This window comes from Bacillus cereus group sp. RP29 (assembly GCF_040459765.1).
In the GTDB taxonomy this organism is placed as follows: Bacteria; Bacillota; Bacilli; order Bacillales; family Bacillaceae_G; genus Bacillus_A; species Bacillus_A paranthracis.
Window position 1 is genome coordinate 4,896,688 of sequence record NZ_JARVHN010000001.1, and the last position, 26,694, is coordinate 4,923,381.

A 26,694-nucleotide genomic window follows, 5' to 3' on the forward strand; every position below is an offset into this window, starting at 1 on the left:
AAAGGCTTTTTCTATTTTTTCATATAAGGAGCTAATACTCTCAAAATTTCTTCCTTATCTTTCTTTAACTCAAGTGATGTTAACATATCCATCGTTCTCGGCCTAGGTAATTTCACTTGTACCTCACCAACTATTGATGCTGGTCTTTGAGATAAAATAAATACGCGATCCGAAAGCAAGATTGCCTCATCTAAGTCGTGTGTAACCATAACGATTGTTTGCTTCTCTTGGTGCCAAGAGTTTAGAAGCCAGCTATGTACTTCCATTTTTGTAAAAGCATCTAATTTACCAAAAGGCTCATCAAGTAACATAATTGGCTTTTCACATAAATATGTGCGCAGAAAACTAATTCTTTGACGCATCCCTCCAGACAATTCATCTGGATAATGGTCTGCATATTCATCTAGTTCAAACTGCTTTAATGCTTCCATTCCTTCTGTCAGCCTTTGTTTTTTCGGCTTCCCTTCAATTTCTAACGGAAGAACGATATTTTGTAAAGCTGATCGCCACGGTAGTAATAAATCCTGTTGCGGCATATAACTTACAACATCTTGCTCTTGTATTTGCTTATCGTTATACGTTACACTTCCACTTGTTGGATTTTCAACATTTGCGATCATATTTAATAGTGTACTTTTCCCGCAACCACTCGGTCCTACAAAAGAAACAAATTCTCCCTCTCGTATAGAAGCACTAATATTTGCTAATACATTCTTGCCATCGAAAGATTTCACAATATCTTTTATTTGTAATCCACTCATTTTTCACTTGGAAGGAACTCATTTGTAAAGGCATCTTTCACATCAATTTTCTTCTTAATAACTTTGTTATCATATAAGAAATTCATGTAATTCGTCCAAACTTCTTCCTTCTGTACTCCCCACGCTTTTGCATCATCTTGATACTTCGTACTTAACCATTTTTGACTTTCTTGTACTAAATCTTTATTTACATCTGGAACAGCTTTAATTAAAATATCAGCAGCTTCTTTCGGCTCTTTAATTGCAAAATTATAACCCTCTGTCGTTGCACTCATAAACTTTTTCACAAAGTCTTTATCTTGCTTCGTATGTTTTTCACTCGTAATCATAACAGGACTATAGAAATCAAGCGCTGGATCTAAGTCTTTCACCATAATCGTATTTAACTCTTTTCCTTGGCGCTTTGCTTCAATTCCATCCCATCCGTAATAAATCCATTCAAAGTCTGCATCACGACCAATTGATTTAAAGAAATCTGTTTGTCCTAAAATGATTTTTTCAACTTTATTAAAATCGGCTTGGTGCTTATCCATAATTGTCTTTAATGTCGCTTCTTCCGCTGGTCCTCCCCAGCCACCGTAACGTTTCCCTTCAAAATCTTTCGGTGACGTCATATTATCTTTCTTAAGCGATGCAAAAGCTGAAGTGTTATGCTGAATAATCGCACCTACAGATACAACAGGAATACCTTCCACACGAGCCAACGTTACATTTTCTTGTGCGCTTATTGCGAAGTCAGCTTTTCCTGAAGCTATCATTTGCTCCGCCGTCACATTATCACCAGGCTGAATGATTTCTACATCTAAGCCTTGTTTTTTATAATAATCTTTCGCTTGTGCTACATATAAGCCAGTATGATTCGTATTCGGAAACCAATCTAATACGACTTTTACTTTTTGATCTTTACTTGCACTTTCTTCTTTCTTCGCCGGATTACATCCAGCTACACCTACTGCTAATAAGGCAGCCAACATAACTTTTAAACCTTTTTTCATTTTCTGCCGTCCTTTCTATATATCCATGGTGCTGTTATTCTTGCCATAAACTCCACGATAAAATACAGACATAATGTCACCATAACAATAATTGCTGCAACACCAAATACTCGGGCTGTTAAAAAGGATTTCGTAGCCCTTGTAAGCATAACTCCTAATCCTTCACTGGCACCGAGCCATTCTCCAATAATCGCTCCCATTACGCTATATGTAACTGCAATTTTTAAACCGGAGAAAAAGTATGGAAGCACTGCTGGAAACTTTACTTTCTGGTAAACTTGCCATTTCGTTGCCTTCATCGTTTGCAACAACTTCAACATATTTTTATCTACCGTTTGAAAACCTTCTAAAATGCTAAGCGCAATCGGGAAGAAACAAACGAGTATGACTACCATTACTTTCGGTAGCATTCCATATCCAAACCAAATAATAAATAACGGTGCAAGTACAACGATTGGAATCGTTTGCGAAATAACAAGCAACGGATTTATTAAAATACGAAATAAAGGGATAACGTCCATAAGAATTGCAATGCTTGTCCCAATTAAAATCGCAAAGAACAGTCCAATTATAACCTCTTGCAGCGTCTGCATCGTATTCGGTAATAGTAAATCTTTCATTCCAATTAATTCTTGAACAATGGCAGAAGGCTTCGGTAAAATCCACGGTTCAATTTTAAATAATGAAACAGATCCTTCCCATATCGCAATGAGAAGGATAAGCCAAATTGCTGTAATTATTTTAGATTGCTTCTGGTTTTGCATATTCATCACGGTACTTCCAAACTTTTTCATCTATCGTTACACCAGTGCTTGGACGATAATGGATTTTAATAGAAGTAATCACTTCTTCTGCTCCAGCGTCCACACAAGCTTGTTGTGCACGTTTAATGATATCAAGAAGTACATCTAATTCTCCTTCCAGCGTCGTTTCCATTGCCCCTACTTCATAACGAACTCCCGATTGTTGTACAACCTCAATCGCTTTATCAACAACAGAATACACATCTTTGTTCTTTGCTTGTGGTACTACTGAAAACGAAATTGTAACTTGTTGTGACATAATAAAATCCCCCTTATGAAATTAAATTTTAAAACAAGAAAAGGCTTTCCTACTGCGTAGGAAAGCCTTGTATGCAAGTTATTATAGAATAACATATGCTACATCACTTTAAGTAACTCCCTACGCTGGCATTATCCAGATCAGGTTGAGGGTCGATGTTTGCTCACATCCTCTCAGCCAATTGGCTCCCCGGTCCTTAATTCGTTTTCATTGTAGCATGATTTATTTTATTGAACAAACAAAAGCATGTATAATCATTTCATTTAACTTTTGAATTCCCCAATTAACTCTTGTAACTCCTGTGAGAGCCAGCTTAAAGAACTGGCTAATTCAGCAATATCCTGTACAGACATTTCCTGTTCTTTCATGATTTCTTCAACATTACTACTACTATTCGCATACTTATTTGCAATAAGTGATAGTTCATTTACAACACGAACAATATTTTGGCTATTTTGCAATATATTATTTGAATTGCTAGAAACAACTCCAACTTGATTGGTAACAGTTTGTGCTGATTTCGAAATTTTTTCAAAGAAAGCACCACTACTTTCAACAAGTTTCATTCCAGACTCTACTTCTTTTGAGGTTTTTTGCATTAAAACAACAGCTTCTTCCGTTCCTGCTTGTGTTTCTCCTATTAATTTTGCTATATCTTTTGCTGATGCTTCCGTCTGCTCTGCTAATTTACGCACTTCATCAGCAACAACGGCAAATCCCTCTCCAGTTTCCTCAGCACGTGAAGCTTCAATAGTAGCATGTAAAGCTAGCGAATTCGCTTGATTTGAAATACTTGTAATTACAGTTACAATATCACTAATTTCTTTTGATCTTACTTCCAAAGAATAAATGATAGAAGATAAATCTTGTACTGCATTTTGTATTATGTTCATTTGATTCATCGTCTGTTCAATAATACCATTTCCTTTTTCTGAATGATGCTTTGTACCTTCAGACTCTTTCGTCATTTGTTTTGCAATATTAGTTATCTCTTCCATCCTATCTTCCATTTCATATACAATATCTAAATACTTTGGTACTGACGTTCCTTGCAATTGAACGCCAGCCCTTAACTCAACTATAGAACTTACGATTCCTTGGACTGCCATGCTATTTTCTTTCGTACTCACTGACAATTCTTGTGAAGATGAGGAAACCTGTTCTGCTGTCTGCTTCACTTTATCTATAATTCCTTTAAACTTCTCGATGGTATTATTAAAATACGCATTAATAATACCAATATCATCTGGTCTTTCCTCTAATTTAATACTTAAATCACCTTCACCAACTCTGCGTAATCCTTCACGTAAATCCCGCAATGGAGCAAGTGCGTTACGTACGATTAAGAATTGAATAACAGTTGCAATTAAAACAGAAATACAAATAAACATTAAACCTTGTATAATGAATTTTTCCTTTGTAATAGGAACAATAGAAGCATCTACATCGGCTGCAACAATTGCCACAATATTTCCGTCTCCATCTTTAATTGGCTCTAATATCGTTACCCATGATCCTAATAGATCTTCATATACTACTGTCATGTTTGCTTTTTTCGTGCTCATTACCTTATCGTATGCTTTCATCCAAAGATCTGGTTGTTTATAATATTCTCCCGGCCTTACTTCAACAACATTTGCTAAGTCTGTAGACAAGTCGACGATTAGTAACTCACCTTTTTCATTTTTTTTTGCTCCAACAATATACGTTTGTCCAACACTATTCAATTCTTCCGTTGCTTCATCTAATTTCTCTGTTAACTTCTCTCTCTTTTCTCTTTGTGCCACTGGGTCTTTTGTAACATCTCTCACTATTTCTTCGTCTAATTTATGTAATACCGTATCTCCTGTTTCAAAAGAATGCCTTTCAAATATAGACATCATGCTATTTTGAAACATGTTAAAACTTAACGCACCCATAGTACCAACAAGCGTCAAAATAACTAACACAGTTAACAATACATTCTTTTGAAGAAATGATAGCTTGTGCCAATATTTTTTCATTCACATCACCTTTCTTAATTAACTTAATATAAAGGAAAACTATTAAAATAGAAACCTTATCAACAACTGATAAGGTTTCTCATTTGTTTGCAAATAAAAAAAGACCAATGAAAAAGCATTGGTCAAGACCAACCCTATCCGTCCGGTAACTGGCTAGCGTAGCCTTTCGGCCTTAGCTCCTGTAGTTTTGCGTCCTAATGTTTCCATCAGTTTGCCTTTCTCGCTGAACGAGTTGAACGATATGGGAGTTCTATGAGAATTACATTATTCTCTATCAAAGATTACAACATAAAAATTAAAATGTCCACCTATTTAGAGATACAAATGTAAAATTTGGCTGTATTATTTTTTCAAAATAATTTAACAAAGTACGTAAATGTTACATTTCTTGTGTTATATAATAAAAAATGTATATAACACAAGGATTGTTTTGAATATTTATTTTAATTTTCTTTTAAATTAAATTATTCGAATATATCTTAACTAATGAATTTCGGAGGTAGTTTATCATGTTTTGGCTACAATTTCTTACGTTACTACTCTGCATTTTTATTGGCGCACGTCTAGGCGGAGTTGGTCTAGGAGTAATGGGTGGCGTTGGTATGGCAATACTTGTTTTCGTCTTCCACTTACAACCTACAGCTCCTCCTATTGATGTCATGCTTATGATTTTAGCAGTAATTACAGCTGCTGGTGCACTCCAAGCCGCTGGAGGAATGGACTACCTTGTTCATCTGGCCGAGAAAGCATTACGAAAAAATCCAAAACGCATTACATTCTTTGCTCCAATTGTTACTTATCTATTTACACTTTGTGCAGGAACTGGTCACGTTGCTTATTCTGTACTTCCTGTTATCGCAGAAGTCTCTCGCGAATCTGGAATTAGACCGGAACGACCAATGTCAATTGCCGTAATTGCTTCCCAACAAGCAATTACAGCTAGTCCTATATCAGCTGCAACAGTTGCACTTTTAGCAATGTTAGCTGACTATAAAATCACTTTATTAGATATTTTAAAAGTAAGTATCCCTTCTACTTTTATCGCTTGTATGGTAGCTGCATTTGTTGCTAGCAAAATGGGGAAAGAATTAAATGAAGACCCTGAATACTTAAAACGATTAAAAGAAGGAATGATTCCTAAGATTGAAGAGAAAAAAGAATTTGTTGGTGTAAAAGGCGCTAAATTATCAGTTATCCTTTTCCTAGTAGGAACTTTTCTTGTCGTACTTCTCGGTTCATTTGAAGTACTTCGTCCAGGATGGATAGTTGATGGGAAGTTAGCCCGTCTTTCCATGCCAAACACAATTGAAATGGTTATGTTAACGATCGCAGCTCTTATTATTATTTTCTGTAAACCAAATGTAGAAAGCATCGTGTCTGGTAACGTCTTTAAAGCGGGGGCAACAGCAGTTGTTGCTATTTTCGGTATCGCTTGGATGGGAGATACTTTCTTTAACGGAAACTTAAATATGATTCAAGGATCAATTCAGCATCTAGTAACAAGTGCGCCATGGCTATTTGCCATCGCATTATTCATTCTATCTATTTTACTATATAGCCAAGCCGCAACAGTACGTGCTTTAATGCCACTTGGATTATCACTCGGTATTCCACCAGCACTACTGATCGCGATGTTCCCTGCAGTAAATGGATATTTCTTCATTCCAAACTACGGAACAATCGTTGCTGCTATTAACTTTGATCGTACTGGTACAACTGGCATTGGTAAATATGTTTTAAATCATAGCTTTATGATTCCAGGCCTAATCGCAACATTCACTTCTATAGGAATTGGAATGCTCTTAATATCAATTATGTTTTAAAGAAAAAGCACAAACCTACAAATTTACAGGGTTTGTGCTTTTTTAATCAAACGTTTGTTTAAATATTTTTAGCTGTCCATTCTGTTCTTTACTATTTTTGTGAAGTTCCCTTTTCCTACAAACTCCTACTTACTTCCTCTACTAATTTCTTCGTACTTTCATAAGCAGATTCCGCTAAACTAATCGCTGAAATAACTGAAACACCGTCCGCACCTGCTTCTATAACCGAAGCGGTATTTTCAATTGAAATGCCTCCAATTCCGACAATCGGTATTGTAATTCCTTGTTCTCTAAAATGAGCTAAACCTTTCGTTCCTTGCACCGCTTTCGTATCTTTTTTCGTACTCGTTGGGAAAATAGGGCCAACCCCTAAATAGTCCGCTCCATTTTCAATTGCCCAGCGTGCTTCTTCAATTGTATGTGTAGATACACCGATAATTTTATCACCCATTTTTTCACGAACAGAGGTAATTCCTTCATCATCTTGCCCAACATGCACGCCATCTGCAGCTAACTCGAGAGCTAGTTCCACATCATCATTTACAATGAACGGTACACCGTACTCCTTACAAATTGCTTGTAGTTCTTTTGCAAAACAAATGCGTTTCTCTTCCGTTAAAGCGCCTTCCCCCTTTTCACGAAATTGAAAAATTGTTATACCACCTTCAAGTGCATCTCTCAATACTTGCAGTGGATCCTTCGTACAATTGTTACTTCCCATAATAAAATATACTGATAACAACCTAGACATTTCTGACTTTGAAATACGTGACATTTATTTTCCCTCCTTACTATATAACCTCAATTTTCCCATACTTCTCTATATCACCTGAAGTCGTATTCGCTAACTGATTCAAAAATTCAATTTGAAAACTACCAGGTCCTTTTTCCACCGTCTTGGCAGCTGCCAGTTCCGCAGCTACCCCATAAAACGTTAATGCCGCTACCGCTGCCTTTACATAATCCTTTTCTACCGCTACAAATGCTCCTATTACAGAAGTTAGTAAACAACCAGTTCCCGTAACTTTCGTTAAAATAGGATGGCCATTTCGAATAACAATCGTTCGCTGCCCATCTGTAACAACATCTTCTTTCCCAGTAATTACCGTAACTGTATTCAATTCATCCGCTGCCTGCTTTGCAATACTTACGACATTACCATTTCCAGCACCAGCGTCTACCCCTTTAATTTCCCATCTCTCATTAATAACGTTCGCTATTTCAGCTGCATTTCCGCGAATAATCGCTAATTCAATTTCAGCCGGAATATGTCTCGCAACTTCTGTTCGATACGATGTTGCTCCTGCACCAACTGGATCAAACAGTACTGGTACATTGTTCACATTTGCTGATTTACCGGCAAGTAACATCGCTTCTACTTCTTCCGGACGAAGTGTTCCCATATTTAATACTAACGCTCCAGCAATGCTAGCCATTTCTGCCACTTCTTCTTTTGCATACGCCATTACAGGCGATGCCCCTAACGCTAACAAACCGTTAGCGGTAAAATTTGTTACAACAACATTTGTAATATTATGAACGAGCGGATTAGATTCTCTCACCAAATCCACTACTTTACTAATTTCTTTCATATTCATCCTTCTCATCTCCTAACTATAGTGATGGGAGATACACAAAAAGGCACTTTGCGCGTACGCAAAGTGCCTGAACATGTGCTTTTACACTCTCCCTACGCTGGCATTATCCAACAGGTTCAAATGGTCAATGACGGACTAGTCATACTCTCAGTTTGTATCCACAAACTCCCATGTGTTTAGTATTCTTCTACTTCAAAGTCTACTCTTATTCTAGTAAAATAACAAGTTCTTTACTTTTCTATTTAATATAGAAGCAACTAATAAAACAATACGCATAATAACTATCTATTTCTCACAGTCTCATCATGGTGCATATTATGTTCTGTCACGATCATTCACTTTCAAACAGATGTTATCCCATTAAAAAACGTTCAAATCTGGAGCGAAACTGAATCTCGAGAAGATGTATGCTATAGTTAACGTATGGAAATTTGAAAGGATGTTTTAAATATGTCAAAAAGCGTTGTAATCGCTGAAAAGCCTTCCGTTGCACGAGATATTGCACGTGTACTGAAGTGCGATAAAAAGGGAAACGGCTACCTTGAAGGTAGTAAATATATTGTAACTTGGGCTTTAGGTCATCTCGTTACATTAGCAGATCCAGAAAGCTACGATGTGAAATATAAAAAGTGGAATTTAGAAGATTTACCTATGCTACCTGAGCGTTTGAAATTAACTGTTATTAAACAAACAGGGAAACAATTTAATGCTGTAAAAAGTCAGCTTCTTAGAAAAGATGTAAATGAAATTATTGTAGCGACAGACGCTGGGCGTGAAGGAGAATTAGTCGCTCGTTGGATTATTGATAAAGTTCGAATTAACAAACCAATTAAACGTCTATGGATTTCATCTGTTACTGATAAAGCAATTAAAGATGGTTTTGCAAATTTAAAACCAGGTAAAGCATATGACAATTTATACGCTTCAGCAGTTGCACGTTCAGAAGCTGACTGGTATATCGGTCTTAACGCAACTCGAGCTTTAACGACTCGCTTTAATGCCCAACTGAATTGCGGCCGTGTGCAAACACCTACTGTCGCAATGATTGCTAATCGTGAAGATGAAATAAAGAACTTCAAAGCTCAAACTTACTACGGCATCGAGGCTCAAACGACCAATCAGTTAAAACTAACTTGGCAAGATGCAAACGGCAATAGCCGCAGCTTCAATAAAGAAAAAATTGATGGTATTGTAAAAGGTTTAGATAAGCATAATGCTACTGTTTTAGAAATTGATAAAAAACAGAAGAAGTCATTCTCTCCTGGTCTTTACGATTTAACTGAATTGCAACGTGATGCCAATAAAAAGTTCGGTTACTCTGCGAAAGAAACATTGAATATTATGCAGAAATTGTATGAGCAGCATAAAGTGCTAACATATCCTCGTACAGATTCGCGTTACATTTCATCTGATATCGTTGGAACACTTCCAGAACGTCTAAAGGCGTGCGGCGTTGGGGAATATCGTCCTTTAGCACATAAAGTATTACAAAAGCCTATCAAGGCTAATAAATCATTTGTTGATGATAGTAAAGTAAGTGATCATCACGCAATTATTCCGACAGAAGGATACGTTAACTTCTCCGCCTTCACAGATAAAGAACGTAAAATTTATGATTTAGTTGTAAAACGTTTCTTAGCTGTTTTATTCCCGGCATTCGAATACGAACAACTAACGTTACGCACAAAAGTCGGCAATGAAACGTTCATTGCACGCGGAAAAACAATTTTACATGCCGGTTGGAAGGAAGTATATGAAAATCGCTTTGAAGATGATGATGTAACTGATGACGTAAAAGAACAACTTTTACCTCGCATCGAAAAAGGCGATACATTAACTGTAAAGTTGATTATGCAAACATCAGGTCAAACGAAAGCACCTGCACGTTTTAACGAAGCAACTTTACTTTCAGCAATGGAAAATCCTACAAAATATATGGATACGCAAAATAAACAACTTGCTGATACGTTAAAATCAACTGGTGGATTAGGTACTGTAGCAACGCGTGCTGATATTATTGACAAGCTATTCAATTCATTCTTAATTGAAAAACGCGGTAAAGATATTCACATTACTTCAAAAGGCCGTCAGTTACTTGATTTAGTACCAGAAGAATTAAAATCACCTACACTAACTGGTGAGTGGGAACAAAAGCTAGAGGCAATTGCAAAGGGGAAACTGAAAAAAGAAGTATTCATTTCCGAAATGAAGAACTATACGAAAGAAATTGTTTCTGAAATTAAATCGAGTGATAAAAAATATAAACATGACAACATTTCAACGAAGTCTTGTCCAGATTGCGGTAAACCAATGCTAGAGGTAAACGGCAAAAAAGGAAAAATGCTCGTTTGCCAAGACCGTGAATGTGGTCATCGTAAAAATGTATCTCGTACAACAAACGCTCGTTGCCCTCAGTGTAAGAAGAAGTTAGAATTACGTGGTGAAGGTGCAGGGCAAATCTTTGCATGTAAATGTGGCTATCGCGAAAAATTATCCACATTCCAAGAAAGACGTAAAAAAGAATCTGGAAACAAAGCTGATAAACGTGACGTTCAAAAATATATGAAACAACAGAAAAAAGAAGAAGAACCATTAAATAACCCATTTGCAGAAGCATTAAAGAAATTAAAATTCGATTAAACAAAAAGGTTCCTACCTCTATCGGTAGGAACCTTTTTTGTTAGTGAATGATTTTACCTCCTTTTGCATTCTCAACAAATTTTTCACTTGATTTGTTAATTGGTGTTTTTAGTAATAACGCAGCAACAATCATAACTACTACGAAAGCACTTAACACAAGTAAATCTCGCGTTACAATATCCCATAGCATTCCGCCTACTGTTTCACGAATTGCACTAATTGCATATGTGAACGGTAAGAACGGATAAATTGCTTGGAAGAATTTCGGTGTCATTTGAATTGGAAATGTTCCGCCCGACCCTGCTACTTGTAGTACAAGTAAAATAATCGCCATCGATTTCCCAACGTTTCCGAAAATAGAAACGAGTGAGTACACGATACAAACAAATACTCCACCAATAAATAAACTAAATAATACAAACCAGAACTTATCGACTACGTACGTACCGAGTAAGAATATATCTCCCATCGATACGATAAACGCTTGTGAAAGACCTATCGTTAAGAATGTTAATAAACGTCCGAAGTAAATTTCATGGCTCTTATAATTCGCGCCCTCTTCATGTACTTCTACTGTTAATAATGAAACCATTAATAATGCGCCTACCCATAATGCAAGCACTGTATAGAACGGTGACATTGCTGAACCGTAGTTCGGCATCGCAAATAATTTATTCTCTTTTAAATTTACTGGATTTGCGAAATAGTCACTTTGCTTTTCAACATCATTTTTCAATAAGCGTATGATGTCTTTTAAATCCTCTTCAGATTCAAAATCACGAATTTTATCTGCTAATTCTTTAATCTTTTTCTCAGTAGCTGGCATTTCAGCTTTAATGTCTGTTAATTTCTTTTTACCATCTACTAAGCCTTTCGATGAATCTTCTAGTAATTTTTTAACATCTGGAAGCTTTTTGTCTGCATCATTTAAAATTTGAGTTGTATTTTTCGACATCTCTTTTGTACGAGCAATTGCTGTATTGAAATTAGGTACAATTTCCGAATCATACGTCGATAATACATCTGTTAATTGAGCTGATCCGCCCTTCGCAGCGTTGTTAATACTTTCAATTACATCTTTTGTAGGTTTTTGTCCATTGTTAAGAAGTGTAATTCCCTTATTTGTTGCATCTACACCCTTTTGCAGACTACTTTTTGCTTTATTTAATTTCGCAATTCCATTATTAAGGTTTTTATCACTATTTACATCCGCTAAAACCTTATTTGTACTTTCTAGAACAGGAATCATATCATCAATTAAACCGATTCCAGATTGGAATTGACCATTTAAACTATTTAAAGCTACTTTCGTTGAATCTAAACCGTTAATACCTCTATTTTGTACATCTTCTTTCGCCTTTTGTAAATCTGCTTTTGCGCCTTCAAGGCTATTTTTCGCTTTATCATAATCTGCTTTTGCATTATCATAAATTTGATTTGCATCAGCTTTAGCTTGATCGACTGTGCTAACTGCTTTTTTATAATCTGCTACAAACGTTTCATTATAATCTTTTTCCGCTTGATCAATTAATCCATTTGCTGCATCTAATTTTTGATTCGCTACATCTGTTACATCTTTCTTTACTTCTTGTCCTGTACCGATAACATTTACAATATCTTTAATACCGTTGTTTGCATTTTCCATCTTACCTTTAAGGCTAGTTAAGTTATCCACTCGCCCTTTGAAAAATCTTTGACCAAAATCATTAGTCGCTGAGTTTTGAAGTTCAGTAAAGAAATTAATAAGATATGAAATACCATCTGTACCAGTTTGTAATCGATCTGATACCGCATTTAAATCTTTCTTTGCTTGTTCAGGGTCAAATTGGCCATTTTGTAAGCCATTTAAAACACTTTTCCCATAAGCTGTTCCTGCACGCGATGAACTTAAAACATTATTTACTGTTTGATTAATACTTTGCGCTATACTCTTATAACCATCACTATTCAACTTAGATAGATCCGGTCTGGCTGGGAATTCAGGTAATCCATTCATTCCAGACAAGTCAGGAATATTTAACTCTACACCTGGATTCATTAAAAAGTCAGTAAATGCAGCTGCACTATCCATAACGCCTTTTGCTGCTACTAAATCGTTTCTTATCGTCCCTGGAGCATTTTTTAATGTTTGATCTTGTCTTGCAAAGAACTTATCTAAATTCGCTAATGCTTCCTGTCCATCATTTATGACACTCTCTACAACAGGTAAATCTTTCTGCGCCACTTTCACAATATCCTCTGCTCGAGTCGCATCATCTAACGCCTTATCCATAAGTGTATTCATTTCTGGGAACTGCGCTTCTAACTTAAATACAAGATCTTTTACTTTCTCGATACTTGGTAAGTTTGTTTCTAAATCGATTCCAAGGTCATTGAAGATTTTAAAAATCTCACCATTCGCTGTTTTAACAAAGTTTTTACTAATTTCTTCTGTAATACCTGATGCACCTTTTGCTGTAATCTTCGGTGCAATCGCATTTACCTTTTCATTTACATAGTAATCAAGTTCTGGTTTCTGTGGATTTTCATCCAGAACAGTTGCAATCTTTTCAGAGAAGTCTTTTGGGATTGTAATGCTTGCATAGTAATCCCCGCGTTCCACTCCGTAAATTGCTTGTTTTTCATCTACAAATTTCCAGCCAAGATTTTTGTTTTTCTTCAGAGAATCTACAATCTCGTTCCCGATATTGATATCTTTTCCTCTTAAATTAGAGCCTGCATCTTCGTTAGAAACTGCAATGGGAACTTCTTTTGTATTTCCATATGGATCCCAAGAAGCTTTAATGTTAAACCATGCATATAACGATGGTAAAATCATTAACCCTACAACAATAACAATTGCAGCCCAATGTTTTGCTACATTCCGTAAATCTGTCTTATAAATACGCCAAATTTGTTTCATAGAAGTTATCACCTAATTATATATTTTTCCTTCTTTAGAAAATGATACATACATTTTGCAATTATATCACTTTCTACATCGTGGATTAACCGAAAACGAACTATTTTTTCCCATTAACTTTAACTTACTACATTATATAACGAAGTAAGTCAAAGTATGAATACAAAATGACCAAATCGGTTTTACATTCAATAATAACAAATATATAGGAAATGTCATAAAAAATACAAGTATTTTCTCTTGGAAATACTTGTATTCCTCAAAAAAATCCTCACAGCTTTTTATTATCTGTGAGGATTTCTTCTATTATATATCTACTTGCACTTCTACACCGAAATGATCTGAAATTATATTTCGGTTTGTACCATTAAAAATAACTTTTGAAGAACGAACTTTTTCACTTCGGTTACACAATATTAGATCGATTCGTAGATTATGTTTATTTTCATCCCAACCAGCAATTTCCCCTTGGACAGTTGTTCCTTCATCCTTCTCTATTGCTAGTTCATATGTGTCATGCAAACCTTTTTGCATCATATATTCATAGCCCTCACCTTGCAAACGGGCATTATTATTAAAATCACCCATTAAGAAGGAAAATTCATTGCTATCTACATGCTCCATCAAACGATTCACTTGATCTTTAAATGATTCTTCTTCATCATTCCACCAACCGAGGTGGCAAGAGTAAAACGTGATGTTCTTACCATTATAAGCAATTGTTGCACTTACAATTTTGCGTGTTTTCCAATACGTTGTATCCTTATTTTCTGAAATAAAGAACGTATCTTCTTTTACAACATTATGCTTCGTTATAATCGCTAATCCTTCTTCATACACATCATAACCAATATGAGAGAAATCCCAAGTAATATTGTAATCTTTTACATGTAACGCTTTTAACTCTTCTAATAGTAAAAGTCCAAAATTATCTTCTTTCTTGTTACCGCATACATTTTTAGCTCCTATCGACTGACTTACTTCTTGTAATGCGATAACATCGTACTCTTCTTCTTGAATGACTTTAGCAAGATATTTTATCTTTTCTATTTGATTTTCTTCTTGCCAAGAGTGACAGTTTAAAGTTAGCAATTTCATATTATTACGCACCTAACATATCTTGAATGTCTGACTTTAATACGTCAGCTTTCGGGCCATATACCGCTTGTACACCTTTATCTTTTACGATCAGTCCTAAAGCACCATTTTGTTTCCACTGCGCTTCTGGTGCAACAACATCTAAATCTTTTACTGTTACACGTAAACGTGTCATACAAGCATCTACGTCAGCAATATTTTCTTTTCCACCTAATAGATCAATAACTTTTGTTGCTAATGAACCATCTTGTACATTTCCTGTTCCTTCTGATGCCTCATCCTCGTTATCAATATAGTTACCTGCACGTCCTGGTGTTGGTAAGTTGAACTTTTTAATTAAGAAATTGAATAATGTAAAGTTCAGACCGAAGAATACTAATGAAACGATAACGAAATTGATTAAATCTCTAGTTAGTCCTGCATTAACCATCATCGGTGTACGAGTAATTAACTCAATAAATCCGAATGCGTGAACACGTAAGTTAATTAAATCTGCTAATGCGAATGCAAGTCCTGTTGTAATTGCATATACAACATATAATACTGGAGCAATAAACATGAACATGAATTCAATTGGTTCTGTTACACCTGTTAAAAATACTGCTAATGCTGCTGATAAGAACATTGGTTTATATTTTGAACGTTTTTCTTTATCAACATTACGGAACATCGCGAAAGCAATACCCATTAATGCTGCTGTTGAACCGATAACTTGTCCAGCTTTGAAACGAGCTGGTACAACGTTATTTAATAGATCGTTATATGCTTTTGTATCTCCATTTGCTAATAAGTTATTTAAATCTGTAATCCATGCAAGCCATAAAGGATCTTGTCCTGCTACAACTTGTCCAATTTTCGAGCCAGTTAACATCGTATATGTTCCACCTAGCTCAGTATAGTTCATCGGAATTGTTAACATATGGTGTAAACCGAATGGTAATAGTAAACGTTCTAACGTTCCATATACAAATGGTGCAACAATTGGTGCACTATCTTTTGAAGCTGCAATCCAGCGACCAAATTCATTTAATCCACTTTGGATGAATGGCCATAAAAGTGATAATACAATTGCAGTTACTGTAGACCAAACAATTACAACGAATGGTACGAATCGTTTTCCGTTAAAGAATGCTAATGCTTGTGGCAGTTTGTTATAGTTATAATATTTGTTATATAAAGTAGCTCCTAAGAAACCTGTGATAATCCCTACGAAAACTCCCATGTTTAATGCTGGTGCACCAAGTACAGAAGTAAAGTAATCTTTTACAATTAAATCTCCCGCTAATACTGAAGAAACTTTCGCTTTTGAATCCGCTAACATTTCAGCGTTTACGCCAAATATAGCTCCTGTAATTCTGTTGGTTAAGACGAATGCTAATAGCGCTGCAAATGCACCACCTGCACGATCTTTCGCCCAAGATCCCCCAATTGCTACTGCGAATAAGATGTGTAGATTAGTAATAATTGCCCAACCGATGTCTTCCATTACGCGAGCGATTGTATGAACTGCGTTAATATCCCCAGCAGACATTCCAATTAACTTACCGATAGAAATCATTAAACCAGCTGCTGGCATTACAGCTACAACAACTAATAACGCTTTCCCGAACTTTTGCCAAAAATCAAAAGACGTAATTTTCATCTGTTCTTCCTCCCCTTTATTTATAACAACATAATGATTTAAATTATAATTTCTGTTTCCTTTATGAAAACGATTCCTTATGTTACTTCATTTTTATCTTTACGCAACCGTTTTCATAAATCTATTTTAATAAAAGCGTTTTCACTTTGCAATAGAAATTTATTATTTTTCATAAAAAAAGATGCTCTAAGAGCATCCTTTTTTATTATGAAATGCGATAAACCCTTGTTTCATAAGGCTTTAACGTGATTGTAGTTACTTGTTCATGTTCCGCAACTTCATAGTTATTTAAAAGCAAACGTTTGCGTTCTAGTGCAAATGAACCCTCATTATATACAGCTTCCTCTTTTGAGATATTACTAATTACAATAATCTTTTCATCATTTAATGTACGAGTATATGCATAAATTTGCGGATCATCTTCTAAAAGTAAATCGTACGTACCGTAATTGAGTACATCGTGCTCTTTTTTCAAGGCAATCATTTTCTTATAGAAATTGAAAATAGAGTTCTCTTCATTCTTTTGCTTTTCAACATTAATTTCTTTGTAGTTTTGATTCATACTAAACCAAGGTGCACCTGTTGTGAAGCCAGCATTCATCTCATCGTTCCACTGCATAGGTGTACGTGAATTATCACGGCAAGAAGCCCATATAATTTCCATCATATCTTGATGTGATACGCCCTCTGCAATTTTCTCACGATATAAATTTTTAGTTGCAACATCATCGTAATCTTCAACATTTGGTAATTGGACATTTGTCATCCCAATTTCTTGCCCTTGATAAATAAACGGTGTGCCATGCATAAAGAAGTACATTGCGCCTAGAGCCGTTGCACTTTCACGCCAATATTGTTTATCATCCCCCCAAGTTGAAACGATACGTGGTTTATCGTGATTCTCAATATATAAGGCATTCCACCCTTTATTTTCTAACCCTTTTTGCCATTTTGTTAATACCTTTTTCAGTCCTACAACATCAAGGTCTTTCTTCTTTTCAGCATCCCATAAGCTTAAATGTTCGAATTGGAATACCATATTAAACTTACCTTGCTCTTCTCCAACCCAAAGCTCAGCATCTTCAATCTTAACGCCATTCGCTTCACCAACAGTCATAATATCGTACTTAGAAAATGTATTTTCTTTTAACTCTTCTAATAACGGTTGAATACCATCCACATTCATATGTTTATCAAAGGATGGTACATACTTTAGTTCTTTTGGATTTGGCATATCTTTAAAGCCATCTTCTTTTTTAATATGGCTGATCGCATCCACACGGAAACCATCAATTCCTTTATCAAGCCACCAATTAACTGTGTCGTATAACACTTCTCGAACTTCTTTATTCTCCCAGTTTAAATCTGGTTGTTTACGCGAGAATAAGTGTAAATAATATTGTCCTGTTACTTCATCATATTCCCATGCCGAACCATTAAAAATACTTTCCCAGTTGTTTGGTTCCGCACCATCTTTACCATCATGCCAAATATACCAATCACGCTTCGGATTGTCTTTAGATGAACGAGACTCAATAAACCATGGATGTTCATCACTTGTATGATTAATAACTAAATCAATAATAAGCTTCATATCACGTTTATGAACCTCATCTAGTAAAGCATCAAAGTCTTCCATCGTACCAAACTCATCCATAATATCTTGATAATCACTAATGTCATAACCATTATCATCATTAGGTGACTTATACATTGGACAAATCCAAATTACATCTATTCCTAAATCTTTTAAATAATCCAGTTTCGCAATAATACCTTGTAAATCTCCAATACCATCGCTATTTGAATCCATAAAGCTACGTGGATAAATTTGATAAGCAACCGCTTCTTTCCACCATGTCTTATTCATAGTCATTCTCTCCTTTTGCATCCCATCGGAATTTTATGCAAACGTTTTCGTAACACTATCATAACAAAATATGAATAGTTTGCAACTGTTTTCATTGAACTCTATGTAGTTTCTTTATTCTTATGCTTTATTTATTTCTCACAAAGGCAAATCTCATTCTTCTCATCTCCTTGTCCACGCACGTTACATATACTTTTCATATATTAATAAAAAGCCCCGCTTATTTTAGAAAGGAGTGATAAATTGAAACAAACAAAATTAACAGGTCGTATCGTTGTTCCTTCAGACCCTGACTATGACGTAGCCCGAATGAACTTAAATTTAAGTATTCCAAAACTCCCTTGTATTATTGTGTTTTGTCAAAATAAAAATGATGTGTGTAACGCCTTAAAATGGGCACGCGAGCGTCATGTACCATTTCGCTTAAGAAGCGGACGTCATAGCTATGAAAATTTTTCTCTTTTAAATAGAGGACTTATTATTGACGTGAGTGAAATGCATCGTATTACTGTTCATACAGATAAATTAACAGCAACAATTGAAGCTGGTGCAAACCTTGGCACTGTTTATAAAGAGCTTTGGAATTATGGTGTGACAATACCGGCTGGTACAAGCGCAAGCGTTGGAATTGTTGGATTAGCACTTGGCGGTGGCATCGGTATGCTTTCACGCTTATTTGGATTAACATGTGATCAATTAATAGAAGTTGAAATGGTACAAGCATGTGGTAAATTTGGAGCAAAAATCATTCGTGCAAGCGAACATGAAAACCATAACTTGTTTTGGGCATGCCGCGGTGGCGGTGGTGGAAACTTCGGAATTATTACTTCTTTGACTTTTCGCGTACACCCTATAAAAAATGTATTAATCTTCTCCATTACATGGGAATGGGAAGATTTTATTGCTGCCTTTCAAGCTTGGCAAAACTGGGCGCCTTATGTAGACGAACGTCTTACTTCATCAATTGAATTATTCACAAAACAACAAAACAAAATTGAAGCACAAGGTGAGTTTGTTGGCTCTCCCTCTGAACTCCATTCCTTATTATCTCCTCTTCTTGAAACTGGTACCCCCTCTCTCTTTATAGATGAAGTTCCTTATATAAAGGCTGTTGAATTTTTTAACAGTGGTAACATCCCTGAAAACTTCAAGCGCTCCGGTTCCTACGTATATAAACCTATTCCTCTTAAAGGAATTCAAATCATGCAGTATTTTCTTTCACATGCACCAAATAAAGATGCGAGTATTTGGCACCAATCGCTCGTAGGTGCTGTTAAAAATATTCCGCCTACTGAAACAGCTTATTTCCATCGCAAAGCAATTATTGCGCAAGAATACATTACCTCTTGGAAATGTGATGATGAAGAAAATCGAAATATACGCTGGGTTAAAGATTTACGAGAAAGCTTAGATCCTTATACACTAGGTGACTATGTCAATTGGCCCGATATCGACATTAAAAATTGGCAAACTAGTTATTATGGCCCTAACTTTCAAAGATTACGTAAAGTGAAAACCATATATGATCCTTGCAATGTTTTTCGTTTTCAACAAAGTATTCCACCCTTTCATACGTAAAAAAAGGTAGAAAATAAAAAATCATCCAATATGCCGTTACCCTGCAGCATGTTGGATGATTCAAGTTGATTTTCTATATCGTTTCAAATTATTGCCCCTACTCATAAACTTTCAATTACAGATTAATTGTATTTCGCATCATTTTCATGCAATAAATGTAATTTAATATTTGGTACTTTATCTTTTTCAACACCGCTATTATAAGCAACAGGAATTTGAAATTCGAATTGCTTTGTCTCATGTTTTTGTAAATAGACTGGTTTCGGTACTAGATAACTTTTTGAATTCTCGTTTACATTATCATATAAAACAACTTTTAATGCTTGTGAATGATTACGATAATTTTTTAAAGTAACAATACACTTTCGTTCGATATCCTCTCCATTTTTCTCCATTCTACACTGGCTATCTTCTTTTTTATATTCTATTGCTTCTACCCCTGTTTTTCCTGCGTAGTACCATGTTTTATTTAATGTCTGGAGGATGTTATTTAAAATAAACGGCATCATTAAAATCAAAATACTAATGCCTACTACTTTTATCTTATTCATTTTTCTAAATGTACTAGACTCCTTTTTTCCTAGCCATTTTAAAAATAATATAAATGCAATTACATGTAGTATGAAAGAAACAATCAATATATTTGAGACTTTATAATCCATATAAACATACGTATGTATCGGAACCTTATAGACATTGAATAGTTTTTCCCCAATTAATTCATTATCATTTGGAATTTTTAATAATAACAAAACCCCTATACTGTAACAAATAGCTACTAATCGATCATACTCAATACGAAGCATTCTTTCTCCCCTTCACTTTGTTTTTTATTATCGATTTTAGCTATTATTACCATACTATACTATCTTTTCATAGAGGAAAACGTAAAAAATTTACTTATAAATATATAAATAACCTTATTAATATACAGTATGAATTAAAAATCAATATGCAATTTTCACATAGAGATTTCCTCAAAATATGTTGGATTATGTATTGTAATTTTTTTATCTAAAATTGTAACAATACTATCATTTTTTAATTGTTTTAATACGCTACTAACCGTCTCTCGAGACGTACCAGATATTTTCGATATTTCAATGGTTGTAAGTGGGCAAGAAATTACAATCGTTTCGCCACTCTGTTCTCCTAAATCCTGCATTAAATAATTTAATGTTTGAATGACCCGATCTTGTGCATTAGGAATTGTAATATTTTGTACTCGATTTTCGTTTAGCTTTAATATCGATGATAATTGCTGAACAACATACATTAATTGTGTCCTACTAGATTTCACCATATCTTCGAAAATTACTGTCGGAATATAATAGACCTCTACATCTGTCATCGCTTCTGCCGTATAGTTATATCCTCTGTCTGTAAACATACCGCCATAAGGAAAAATAGAATACCTCTTTACATAGTCATCATATAATAAATTCCCACTTTGATTTACCCGCTCTAACTTTACAAATCCATCTAACATGAAGTAAATTCTTTCTCTTGAATCCCCTTCTAAAAATAAAAATTGACCCTTTTTATAAGTTCGCCAATAGACAAACTCCGTCAAACCTTTCAATTTCTTTTCTGTTAAATGAGCAAATAATTCGAACTGCTTTAAATCCTTAACTACGTTCCGTCTATTCATAAAATTCCCTCTCTCTTGCTGTATGTTGGAGCGAAAAATCAAGAAAGCGTATTCAATTTGAATTTTATCATAACTAACTTATATATTCAGATTTCATCATGAAAACTTTATGAACAATACGTATAAAAAATATGAATCAATAAAAAGAATGAAGTTACTAACTTCATTCTTTTTTCAATAATAAGTAGCGTACATAATGATTTAAACATACATGCATACATTTTGTTTTGAAATAATAGTACCGGCTTTTTCTTCTAGTGCTTCATATACTTTTTCTAAAGACGTAATAATTGTTTTTCTTTTTGGATTTGTATTAACAAAATTAATAGCAGCTTCAATTTTTGGAAGCATGCTTCCCGCAGCAAATTGCTGTTCCTCAATGTATTCTTCTAATTGATTCACTGTGACATGCTCTAATTTTTTTTGATTCGGTTGATCATAATTTACATACACATGATCAACTGCAGTTAAAATAACAAGCGTATCGGCATCTACTAATTCTGCTAATTTTTGCGCAGCGAAATCTTTATCGATAACCGCTTCAGTTCCTTTTAGCCCTTCTTCAGAATCAATTACTGGAATTCCACCACCGCCAACAGCTATCACTATATTTCCATCTTCGACCAAAGAATTAATCACTTTATGTTCATGAATACTTACAGGCTTCGGTGATGGAACAACACGTCTCCACCCTCTACCCGCATCTTCTTTAAACACTGCTTTTGTTTCGTCCATTAATCTTCTGGCCTCTTCTTCTGTATAAAAAGGACCAATTGGTTTAGTTGGATTTTTAAATGCCTCATCTTTTTTATCCACAACAACGCGTGTTATAACCGTTGCTACATCTTTTTTTATATTCCGTTTTTTCAATGCCTTTTCAATCGCATTTTCCATCCAATATCCAATCATTCCTTGGCTCATTGCCCCACAAGTATCTAATGGCATTGCAGGTGTCTTTTCCGTTTCTGCAGCTTTTTGCTGCAATAAAATATTCCCCACTTGTGGGCCATTTCCATGTGCAATTACTATATCTACATCATTTTCCATTATTTTCACAAGTTGTTCCGCCGTTTTTTCCAACGCTTCTTGCTGCGCCCCCGCAGTAGCTTTTCCAGACTGTATCGCATTTCCCCCTAGTGCAACTACAATTTTTCTTCGTGCCATATTTCAGCCCTCCAGTTCATTTCGTTTTCACAGAGCTCTATAAAGTAATGCTGCCTGTAATTAATCCATAAACCGCAAAAAATGCTAAAGCACCAATTGCTACGGATGATGCTAATTCCACTCGAGTAAATATTTGCTTCGAACTCTTTTGCTTTTGAACATTGTAAAAAATAAAAATACCTGGCGCATATAAAGTCATTGTTAATAATAGATACTCTAAACCAGCTGCATAAACTAACCAAACGCCATAAATACTTGCTATCAAGCCAATTACTATATTTTTATTTCGATCTACTTCCTCAGAATTTAAGCTATGCTTCAGTTGATAAAATGCTGAAAACGCATATGGAATTAAAATAGCTGAAGATGCTAAAGAGAATGCAAAGTTATACGCCTGATCAGAAACGACGAATGTTAACAAGAACATTTGAATTAAACCATTTGTTATCCATAATGAATTTACTGGAGCCTTATTTTTATTTTCTTTTGCGAACCATTTTGGAAATACTCCATCTTTAGCCGCTAAATATGGAATTTCAGAAGCGAGCAAAGTCCACCCTAACCAAGCACCTAATACAGAGATGACTAAACCTAAATTAATAAAGATAGCACCCCATTTTCCAACAACACTTTCAAATAAATAAGCCATAGCCGGATTTTTCAAACCAGCAATATCTGCTTGTTGCATAAGTCCAAGAGACAATAATGTGATTAAAATGTAAATGATGAGTGTACCAATTAAGCCAATAACCGTTGCTTTCCCTACATCACTTCTATTTTTTGCTCGACTGGATAAAACAACAGCACCTTCTACCCCAATAAATACCCATAAAGTTACAAGCATTGTACTTTTAACTTGGCTGCCAACTGCTCCCCATGAAAAAGAACCAGTTTGCCCCCAAAATCCATCTAAAAACATATCAATATGAAACGCGAAGATTCCTATGACAATAAATACAAATACAGGTACTAATTTTGCGATTGTAGTTACTAAATTCACAAGTGCTGCTGATTGAACTCCACGTAAAATTAACATGTGAACACACCATAATAATACACTTGCACCAACAATGGACGCTACGTTTTGCCCGCCTTCAAAGATCGGGAAGAAATATCCTAATGAAGAAAACAATAATGTGCCGTAAGCTACATTCCCAAGCCAAGCAGATAGCCAGTATCCCCACGCACTATTAAACCCCATAAAATTACCAAACCCTGCTTTTGCATAGCTAAAAATACCACCATCTAAATCTGGCCGTTTTACAGTTAGATTTTGAAAAGATAATCCAAGTGCAATCATCCCAATTCCTGTTATAACCCAGCCAATAATAATGGCTCCAGCACCAGCACCTTTTGCCATATCACTCGCTAAATTAAAGGCTCCACCGCCAATCATAGACCCCACTACAAGAGCCGTTAATGTAAACAACCCTAGTTTCTTATCTTCACCCATTCCACTCACCTCTCTTTAATTGCAATAACAATACAAAAGCAATAGTGAATGATAGTGTCTAAAGGAGGAGAAAGAAGAAAGGAAGACTCCCTTTCTTCTTTACTCCATGTTTCCTAAAGTAGCTGCCATAACCGCTTTAATTGTATGCATTCTATTTTCAGCTTGATCAAATACTTTTGAATGTTTACTGCGGAATACTTCGTCAGTTACCTCCATTTCTTTCAACCCATATTTCTCATAAACTTCTTCACCATACATCGTTTCGACATCATGAAATGCAGGTAAACAATGTAAGAAAATCACGTTTTCATTCCCTGTTTCTTTAATCATTTTCATATTTACTTGATAAGGTTTCAATAACTTGACACGTTCAGCAAATTTTTCTTCTTCCCCCATAGACACCCATACATCTGTATAAATTACATCTGCATTCGCAACTGCTTCTTCCACATTACTTGTTATCATTACCTGTTCATTATATTTTTTTGCTAAATCTATTACTTCTTGTGCAGGCCATAAAGTTTCCGGTGTACAAATACGTACATCCATTCCAACGATTGCGCCACCAACTAGTAAGCTATTAGCAACATTATTTCGTCCATCTCCAACGTAAACGAGCTTCACATTTTTCAGTTTCCCTACATGTTCTCTAATTGTTAATAAATCTGCTAGTGTTTGTGTTGGATGCCACATATCTGTTAATCCATTCCAAACCGGCACACCAGAATTTTGTGCTAAAGATTCTACAGTTTCATGATTAAATCCACGAAACTCAATTCCGTCAAACATACGCCCTAACACTTTTGCTGTATCCTCTACAGATTCTTTTTTCCCAAGCTGAATATCACCTTTCCCTAAATATTCAGGATTTGCCCCTAAATCTGTACATGCTACTGTAAATGCACAACGCGTACGAGTAGAAGTTTTTTCAAATAAGAGCGCTACATTTTTACCTTCTAAATAATGATGCGGGATACCATTTTTCTTTTTCTCTTTTAATTCTGCTGCCAAATCTAGAAAATATAACAATTCTTCTTGTGTAAAATCTTTTTCTGCTAGAAAGCTTCTTCCTTTTAAATTTGGTCTAGTCATTAACATACTTCATCCCTACTCTCTCCGTTATTTATACTAAATATCTTTACGAACAATTGGCATACTCATGCAACGTGGACCCCCACGACCACGAGATAATTCTGAACTTAGCACCTCAATCACTTCTATACCGTGTTCCCGTAATAACGTATTGGATACATAGTTGCGATCATATGTAACAACTACACCTGGCGCGATTGCTAATGTGTTCGAGCCATCATTCCATTGTTCACGAGCAGAAGCAATTACATCTCCTCCTCCACATGGAATAAGAACTAATTCACTTAAGCCTAATACCTCTTTTAATGCTTCCATTAAAGAAGTACGATGTGTAATTTTAAGAGTTTCCTCATCTAATCCTTTTTCTAAAATATAAATATTCATATTCCCTTTTGGCCCTTGAATAGCTGGGTGAATTGTAAACTTGTCATAATCAACCATTGTAAATACTGTATCTAAATGCATAAATGCTCGGCATTTTGGAATTTCTATTGCTAACACTTTCTTAATTTTATTTTGTCGGCTAAAGAGATTTTTTGCTAAACGTTCAATTGCTTTAGCTGAAGTACGAGCAGATACTCCAATCGCAATTGTTTCTTCATTTAAAATTAGCTCGTCGCCACCTTCAATTGGAAATTTATAATCACGATCTAACCAGATTGGTACATTATGTTTTTCAAATCTTGGATGATATTTAATGATGTACTCCATGAATAATGATTCACGTCTACGCGCTGGTTCTCTCATCTTATTTATCGTTAAGCCATCGCCCACGCTAGCTGCTGGATCACGAGTAAAATATAAATTAGGCATTGGATCTAAGTAAAACGGATAGTGATCTTCCATTAATTCATATAAATGTGTCTTCTTACTTGTTTCAATTTCGTTTTTCCGTACACCGCCCATAATTTTTTGAATTAATTCTTCATTTGAAAAGGAAAGTAAATATTCTTTTAAAGTTTGATGTGCAACATTTACGTCGGCCTGTCCTTCTTTTAAAATACGATCAACAAATTCTTCTCGAAGTTTTTTATCTACTAACGCCTCAGCGGCTAGTTTTTCTAAATAAAGAACTTCAACACCCCGATTGCGTAACGTTTGTGCAAAATAATCATGCTCTTTTTGAATAATTGGTAAGTATGGAATATCGTCAAATAATAATTGCTGTAAATAATCTGGTGTTAAGTTTTCCACTTCTTTACCCGGTCGTTTTAATAAAACCGTTTGTAATTCCCCAATTTCTGAAGTAACATGTATCGGATGCTTCATTTGTTGTACCTCCTTTTAAATATGTTTGATGTCTTACAAGTACATAATAAATGCTACACGCTTTCACCTTTGTGAAATCATCCACATTATCAT

20 protein-coding genes and 3 riboswitches are annotated in these 26,694 nt (G+C 35.2%); of the genes, 3 read left to right on the forward strand and 17 right to left on the reverse strand.

The annotated features are described in order from the left end of the window. Positions 1–11: 11 nt before the first annotated feature. From QCI47_RS25945 to QCI47_RS25965, 5 genes are all read right to left on the reverse strand, one after another. The gene (locus tag QCI47_RS25945; protein ID WP_000016065.1) at positions 12–761 is read right to left on the reverse strand and encodes an ABC transporter ATP-binding protein; all 750 of its coding nucleotides are present in this window, start codon (positions 759–761) and stop codon (positions 12–14) included. Further along, positions 758–1,756 (reverse strand): ABC transporter substrate-binding protein, encoded by a 999-nt coding sequence (locus QCI47_RS25950; protein ID WP_000715551.1) that lies wholly within the window; start codon positions 1,754–1,756, stop codon positions 758–760. The genes QCI47_RS25945 and QCI47_RS25950 overlap by 4 nt, the downstream gene beginning before the upstream one ends. Continuing rightward, positions 1,753–2,526 carry an ABC transporter permease gene (locus QCI47_RS25955; RefSeq protein WP_001057149.1) on the reverse strand — a complete coding sequence of 258 codons (774 nt, stop codon included), beginning with the start codon at positions 2,524–2,526 and terminating at the stop codon, positions 1,753–1,755. The genes QCI47_RS25950 and QCI47_RS25955 overlap by 4 nt, the downstream gene beginning before the upstream one ends. Continuing rightward, positions 2,498–2,818, reverse strand: coding sequence for an MTH1187 family thiamine-binding protein (locus tag QCI47_RS25960; RefSeq protein WP_000082897.1), 321 nt, complete (start codon positions 2,816–2,818; stop codon positions 2,498–2,500). The genes QCI47_RS25955 and QCI47_RS25960 overlap by 29 nt, the downstream gene beginning before the upstream one ends. Positions 2,819–2,918: 100 nt before the next feature. Beyond that, positions 2,919–3,020, reverse strand: a riboswitch (TPP riboswitch). A 61-nt stretch (positions 3,021–3,081) separates the two neighbouring features. After that, the gene (locus QCI47_RS25965) at positions 3,082–4,821 is read right to left on the reverse strand and encodes a methyl-accepting chemotaxis protein (RefSeq protein ID WP_353811986.1); all 1,740 of its coding nucleotides are present in this window, start codon (positions 4,819–4,821) and stop codon (positions 3,082–3,084) included. Between the two features lie 141 nt (positions 4,822–4,962). Then, positions 4,963–5,047: riboswitch (cyclic di-GMP riboswitch) on the reverse strand. A 283-nt stretch (positions 5,048–5,330) separates the two neighbouring features. On the opposite strand from QCI47_RS25965, the gene QCI47_RS25970 reads away from it, so the two are divergent. Beyond that, positions 5,331–6,644, forward strand: coding sequence for an anaerobic C4-dicarboxylate transporter family protein (locus QCI47_RS25970; protein WP_061131257.1), 1,314 nt, complete (start codon positions 5,331–5,333; stop codon positions 6,642–6,644). A 115-nt stretch (positions 6,645–6,759) separates the two neighbouring features. On the opposite strand, the gene thiE is transcribed toward QCI47_RS25970, so the two are convergent. After that, entirely contained in the window at positions 6,760–7,419 is a 660-nt protein-coding gene (thiE, locus tag QCI47_RS25975) for a thiamine phosphate synthase (RefSeq protein ID WP_309422953.1), read from the reverse strand. A gap of 16 nt (positions 7,420–7,435) precedes the next feature. Next, positions 7,436–8,242, reverse strand: a complete 807-nt coding sequence (thiM, locus tag QCI47_RS25980) for a hydroxyethylthiazole kinase (RefSeq protein ID WP_309422951.1) — start codon at positions 8,240–8,242, stop codon at positions 7,436–7,438. A 72-nt stretch (positions 8,243–8,314) separates the two neighbouring features. Continuing rightward, positions 8,315–8,424, reverse strand: a riboswitch (TPP riboswitch). A gap of 268 nt (positions 8,425–8,692) precedes the next feature. Here thiM and topB point away from each other — a divergent pair. Then, positions 8,693–10,882: a DNA topoisomerase III gene (gene topB, locus QCI47_RS25985; protein WP_000047311.1), complete on the forward strand. Its 2,190-nt coding sequence runs from the start codon at positions 8,693–8,695 to the stop codon at positions 10,880–10,882. Between the two features lie 40 nt (positions 10,883–10,922). Here the strand turns inward: topB and QCI47_RS25990 are convergent, their stop codons facing one another. From QCI47_RS25990 to QCI47_RS26005, 4 genes are all read right to left on the reverse strand, one after another. Then, a complete protein-coding gene (locus tag QCI47_RS25990) occupies positions 10,923–13,784 on the reverse strand; it encodes a YhgE/Pip family protein (protein WP_353811987.1) in 2,862 nt (953 codons plus the stop codon). 306 nt (positions 13,785–14,090) lie between these two features. Then, the gene (locus tag QCI47_RS25995) at positions 14,091–14,882 is read right to left on the reverse strand and encodes an endonuclease/exonuclease/phosphatase family protein (protein ID WP_000771962.1); all 792 of its coding nucleotides are present in this window, start codon (positions 14,880–14,882) and stop codon (positions 14,091–14,093) included. A 4-nt stretch (positions 14,883–14,886) separates the two neighbouring features. Continuing rightward, a complete protein-coding gene (locus QCI47_RS26000) occupies positions 14,887–16,524 on the reverse strand; it encodes a PTS transporter subunit IIBC (protein ID WP_000705536.1) in 1,638 nt (545 codons plus the stop codon). A gap of 205 nt (positions 16,525–16,729) precedes the next feature. Next, complete coding sequence (locus tag QCI47_RS26005; protein WP_353811988.1) at positions 16,730–18,394, reverse strand: glycoside hydrolase family 13 protein; 1,665 nt, start codon at positions 18,392–18,394, stop codon at positions 16,730–16,732. Positions 18,395–18,637: 243 nt separating this feature from the next. Here QCI47_RS26005 and QCI47_RS26010 point away from each other — a divergent pair, with 243 nt between their 5' ends. Continuing rightward, the gene (locus tag QCI47_RS26010; protein WP_074542706.1) at positions 18,638–19,972 is read left to right on the forward strand and encodes an FAD-binding oxidoreductase; all 1,335 of its coding nucleotides are present in this window, start codon (positions 18,638–18,640) and stop codon (positions 19,970–19,972) included. Between the two features lie 122 nt (positions 19,973–20,094). Here QCI47_RS26010 and QCI47_RS26015 read toward each other — a convergent pair whose 3' ends face one another. The 6 genes from QCI47_RS26015 to arcA form a co-directional block, all read right to left on the reverse strand. Further along, positions 20,095–20,778 (reverse strand): ABC transporter permease, encoded by a 684-nt coding sequence (locus QCI47_RS26015; protein ID WP_074542707.1) that lies wholly within the window; start codon positions 20,776–20,778, stop codon positions 20,095–20,097. A gap of 155 nt (positions 20,779–20,933) precedes the next feature. Beyond that, on the reverse strand, positions 20,934–21,623 hold the full coding sequence (locus QCI47_RS26020) for a Crp/Fnr family transcriptional regulator (protein ID WP_001081912.1): 690 nt from the start codon (positions 21,621–21,623) through the stop codon (positions 20,934–20,936). A gap of 201 nt (positions 21,624–21,824) precedes the next feature. Then, complete coding sequence (arcC, locus tag QCI47_RS26025; RefSeq protein ID WP_071743004.1) at positions 21,825–22,787, reverse strand: carbamate kinase; 963 nt, start codon at positions 22,785–22,787, stop codon at positions 21,825–21,827. Positions 22,788–22,824: 37 nt separating this feature from the next. Beyond that, a complete protein-coding gene (gene arcD, locus QCI47_RS26030; RefSeq protein ID WP_309422947.1) occupies positions 22,825–24,240 on the reverse strand; it encodes an arginine-ornithine antiporter in 1,416 nt (471 codons plus the stop codon). Positions 24,241–24,339: 99 nt separating this feature from the next. Then, positions 24,340–25,338 carry an ornithine carbamoyltransferase gene (gene argF, locus QCI47_RS26035; protein ID WP_002163765.1) on the reverse strand — a complete coding sequence of 333 codons (999 nt, stop codon included), beginning with the start codon at positions 25,336–25,338 and terminating at the stop codon, positions 24,340–24,342. A gap of 30 nt (positions 25,339–25,368) precedes the next feature. Next, complete coding sequence (arcA, locus tag QCI47_RS26040) at positions 25,369–26,601, reverse strand: arginine deiminase (RefSeq protein ID WP_000682336.1); 1,233 nt, start codon at positions 26,599–26,601, stop codon at positions 25,369–25,371. Positions 26,602–26,694: the final 93 nt, after the last annotated feature.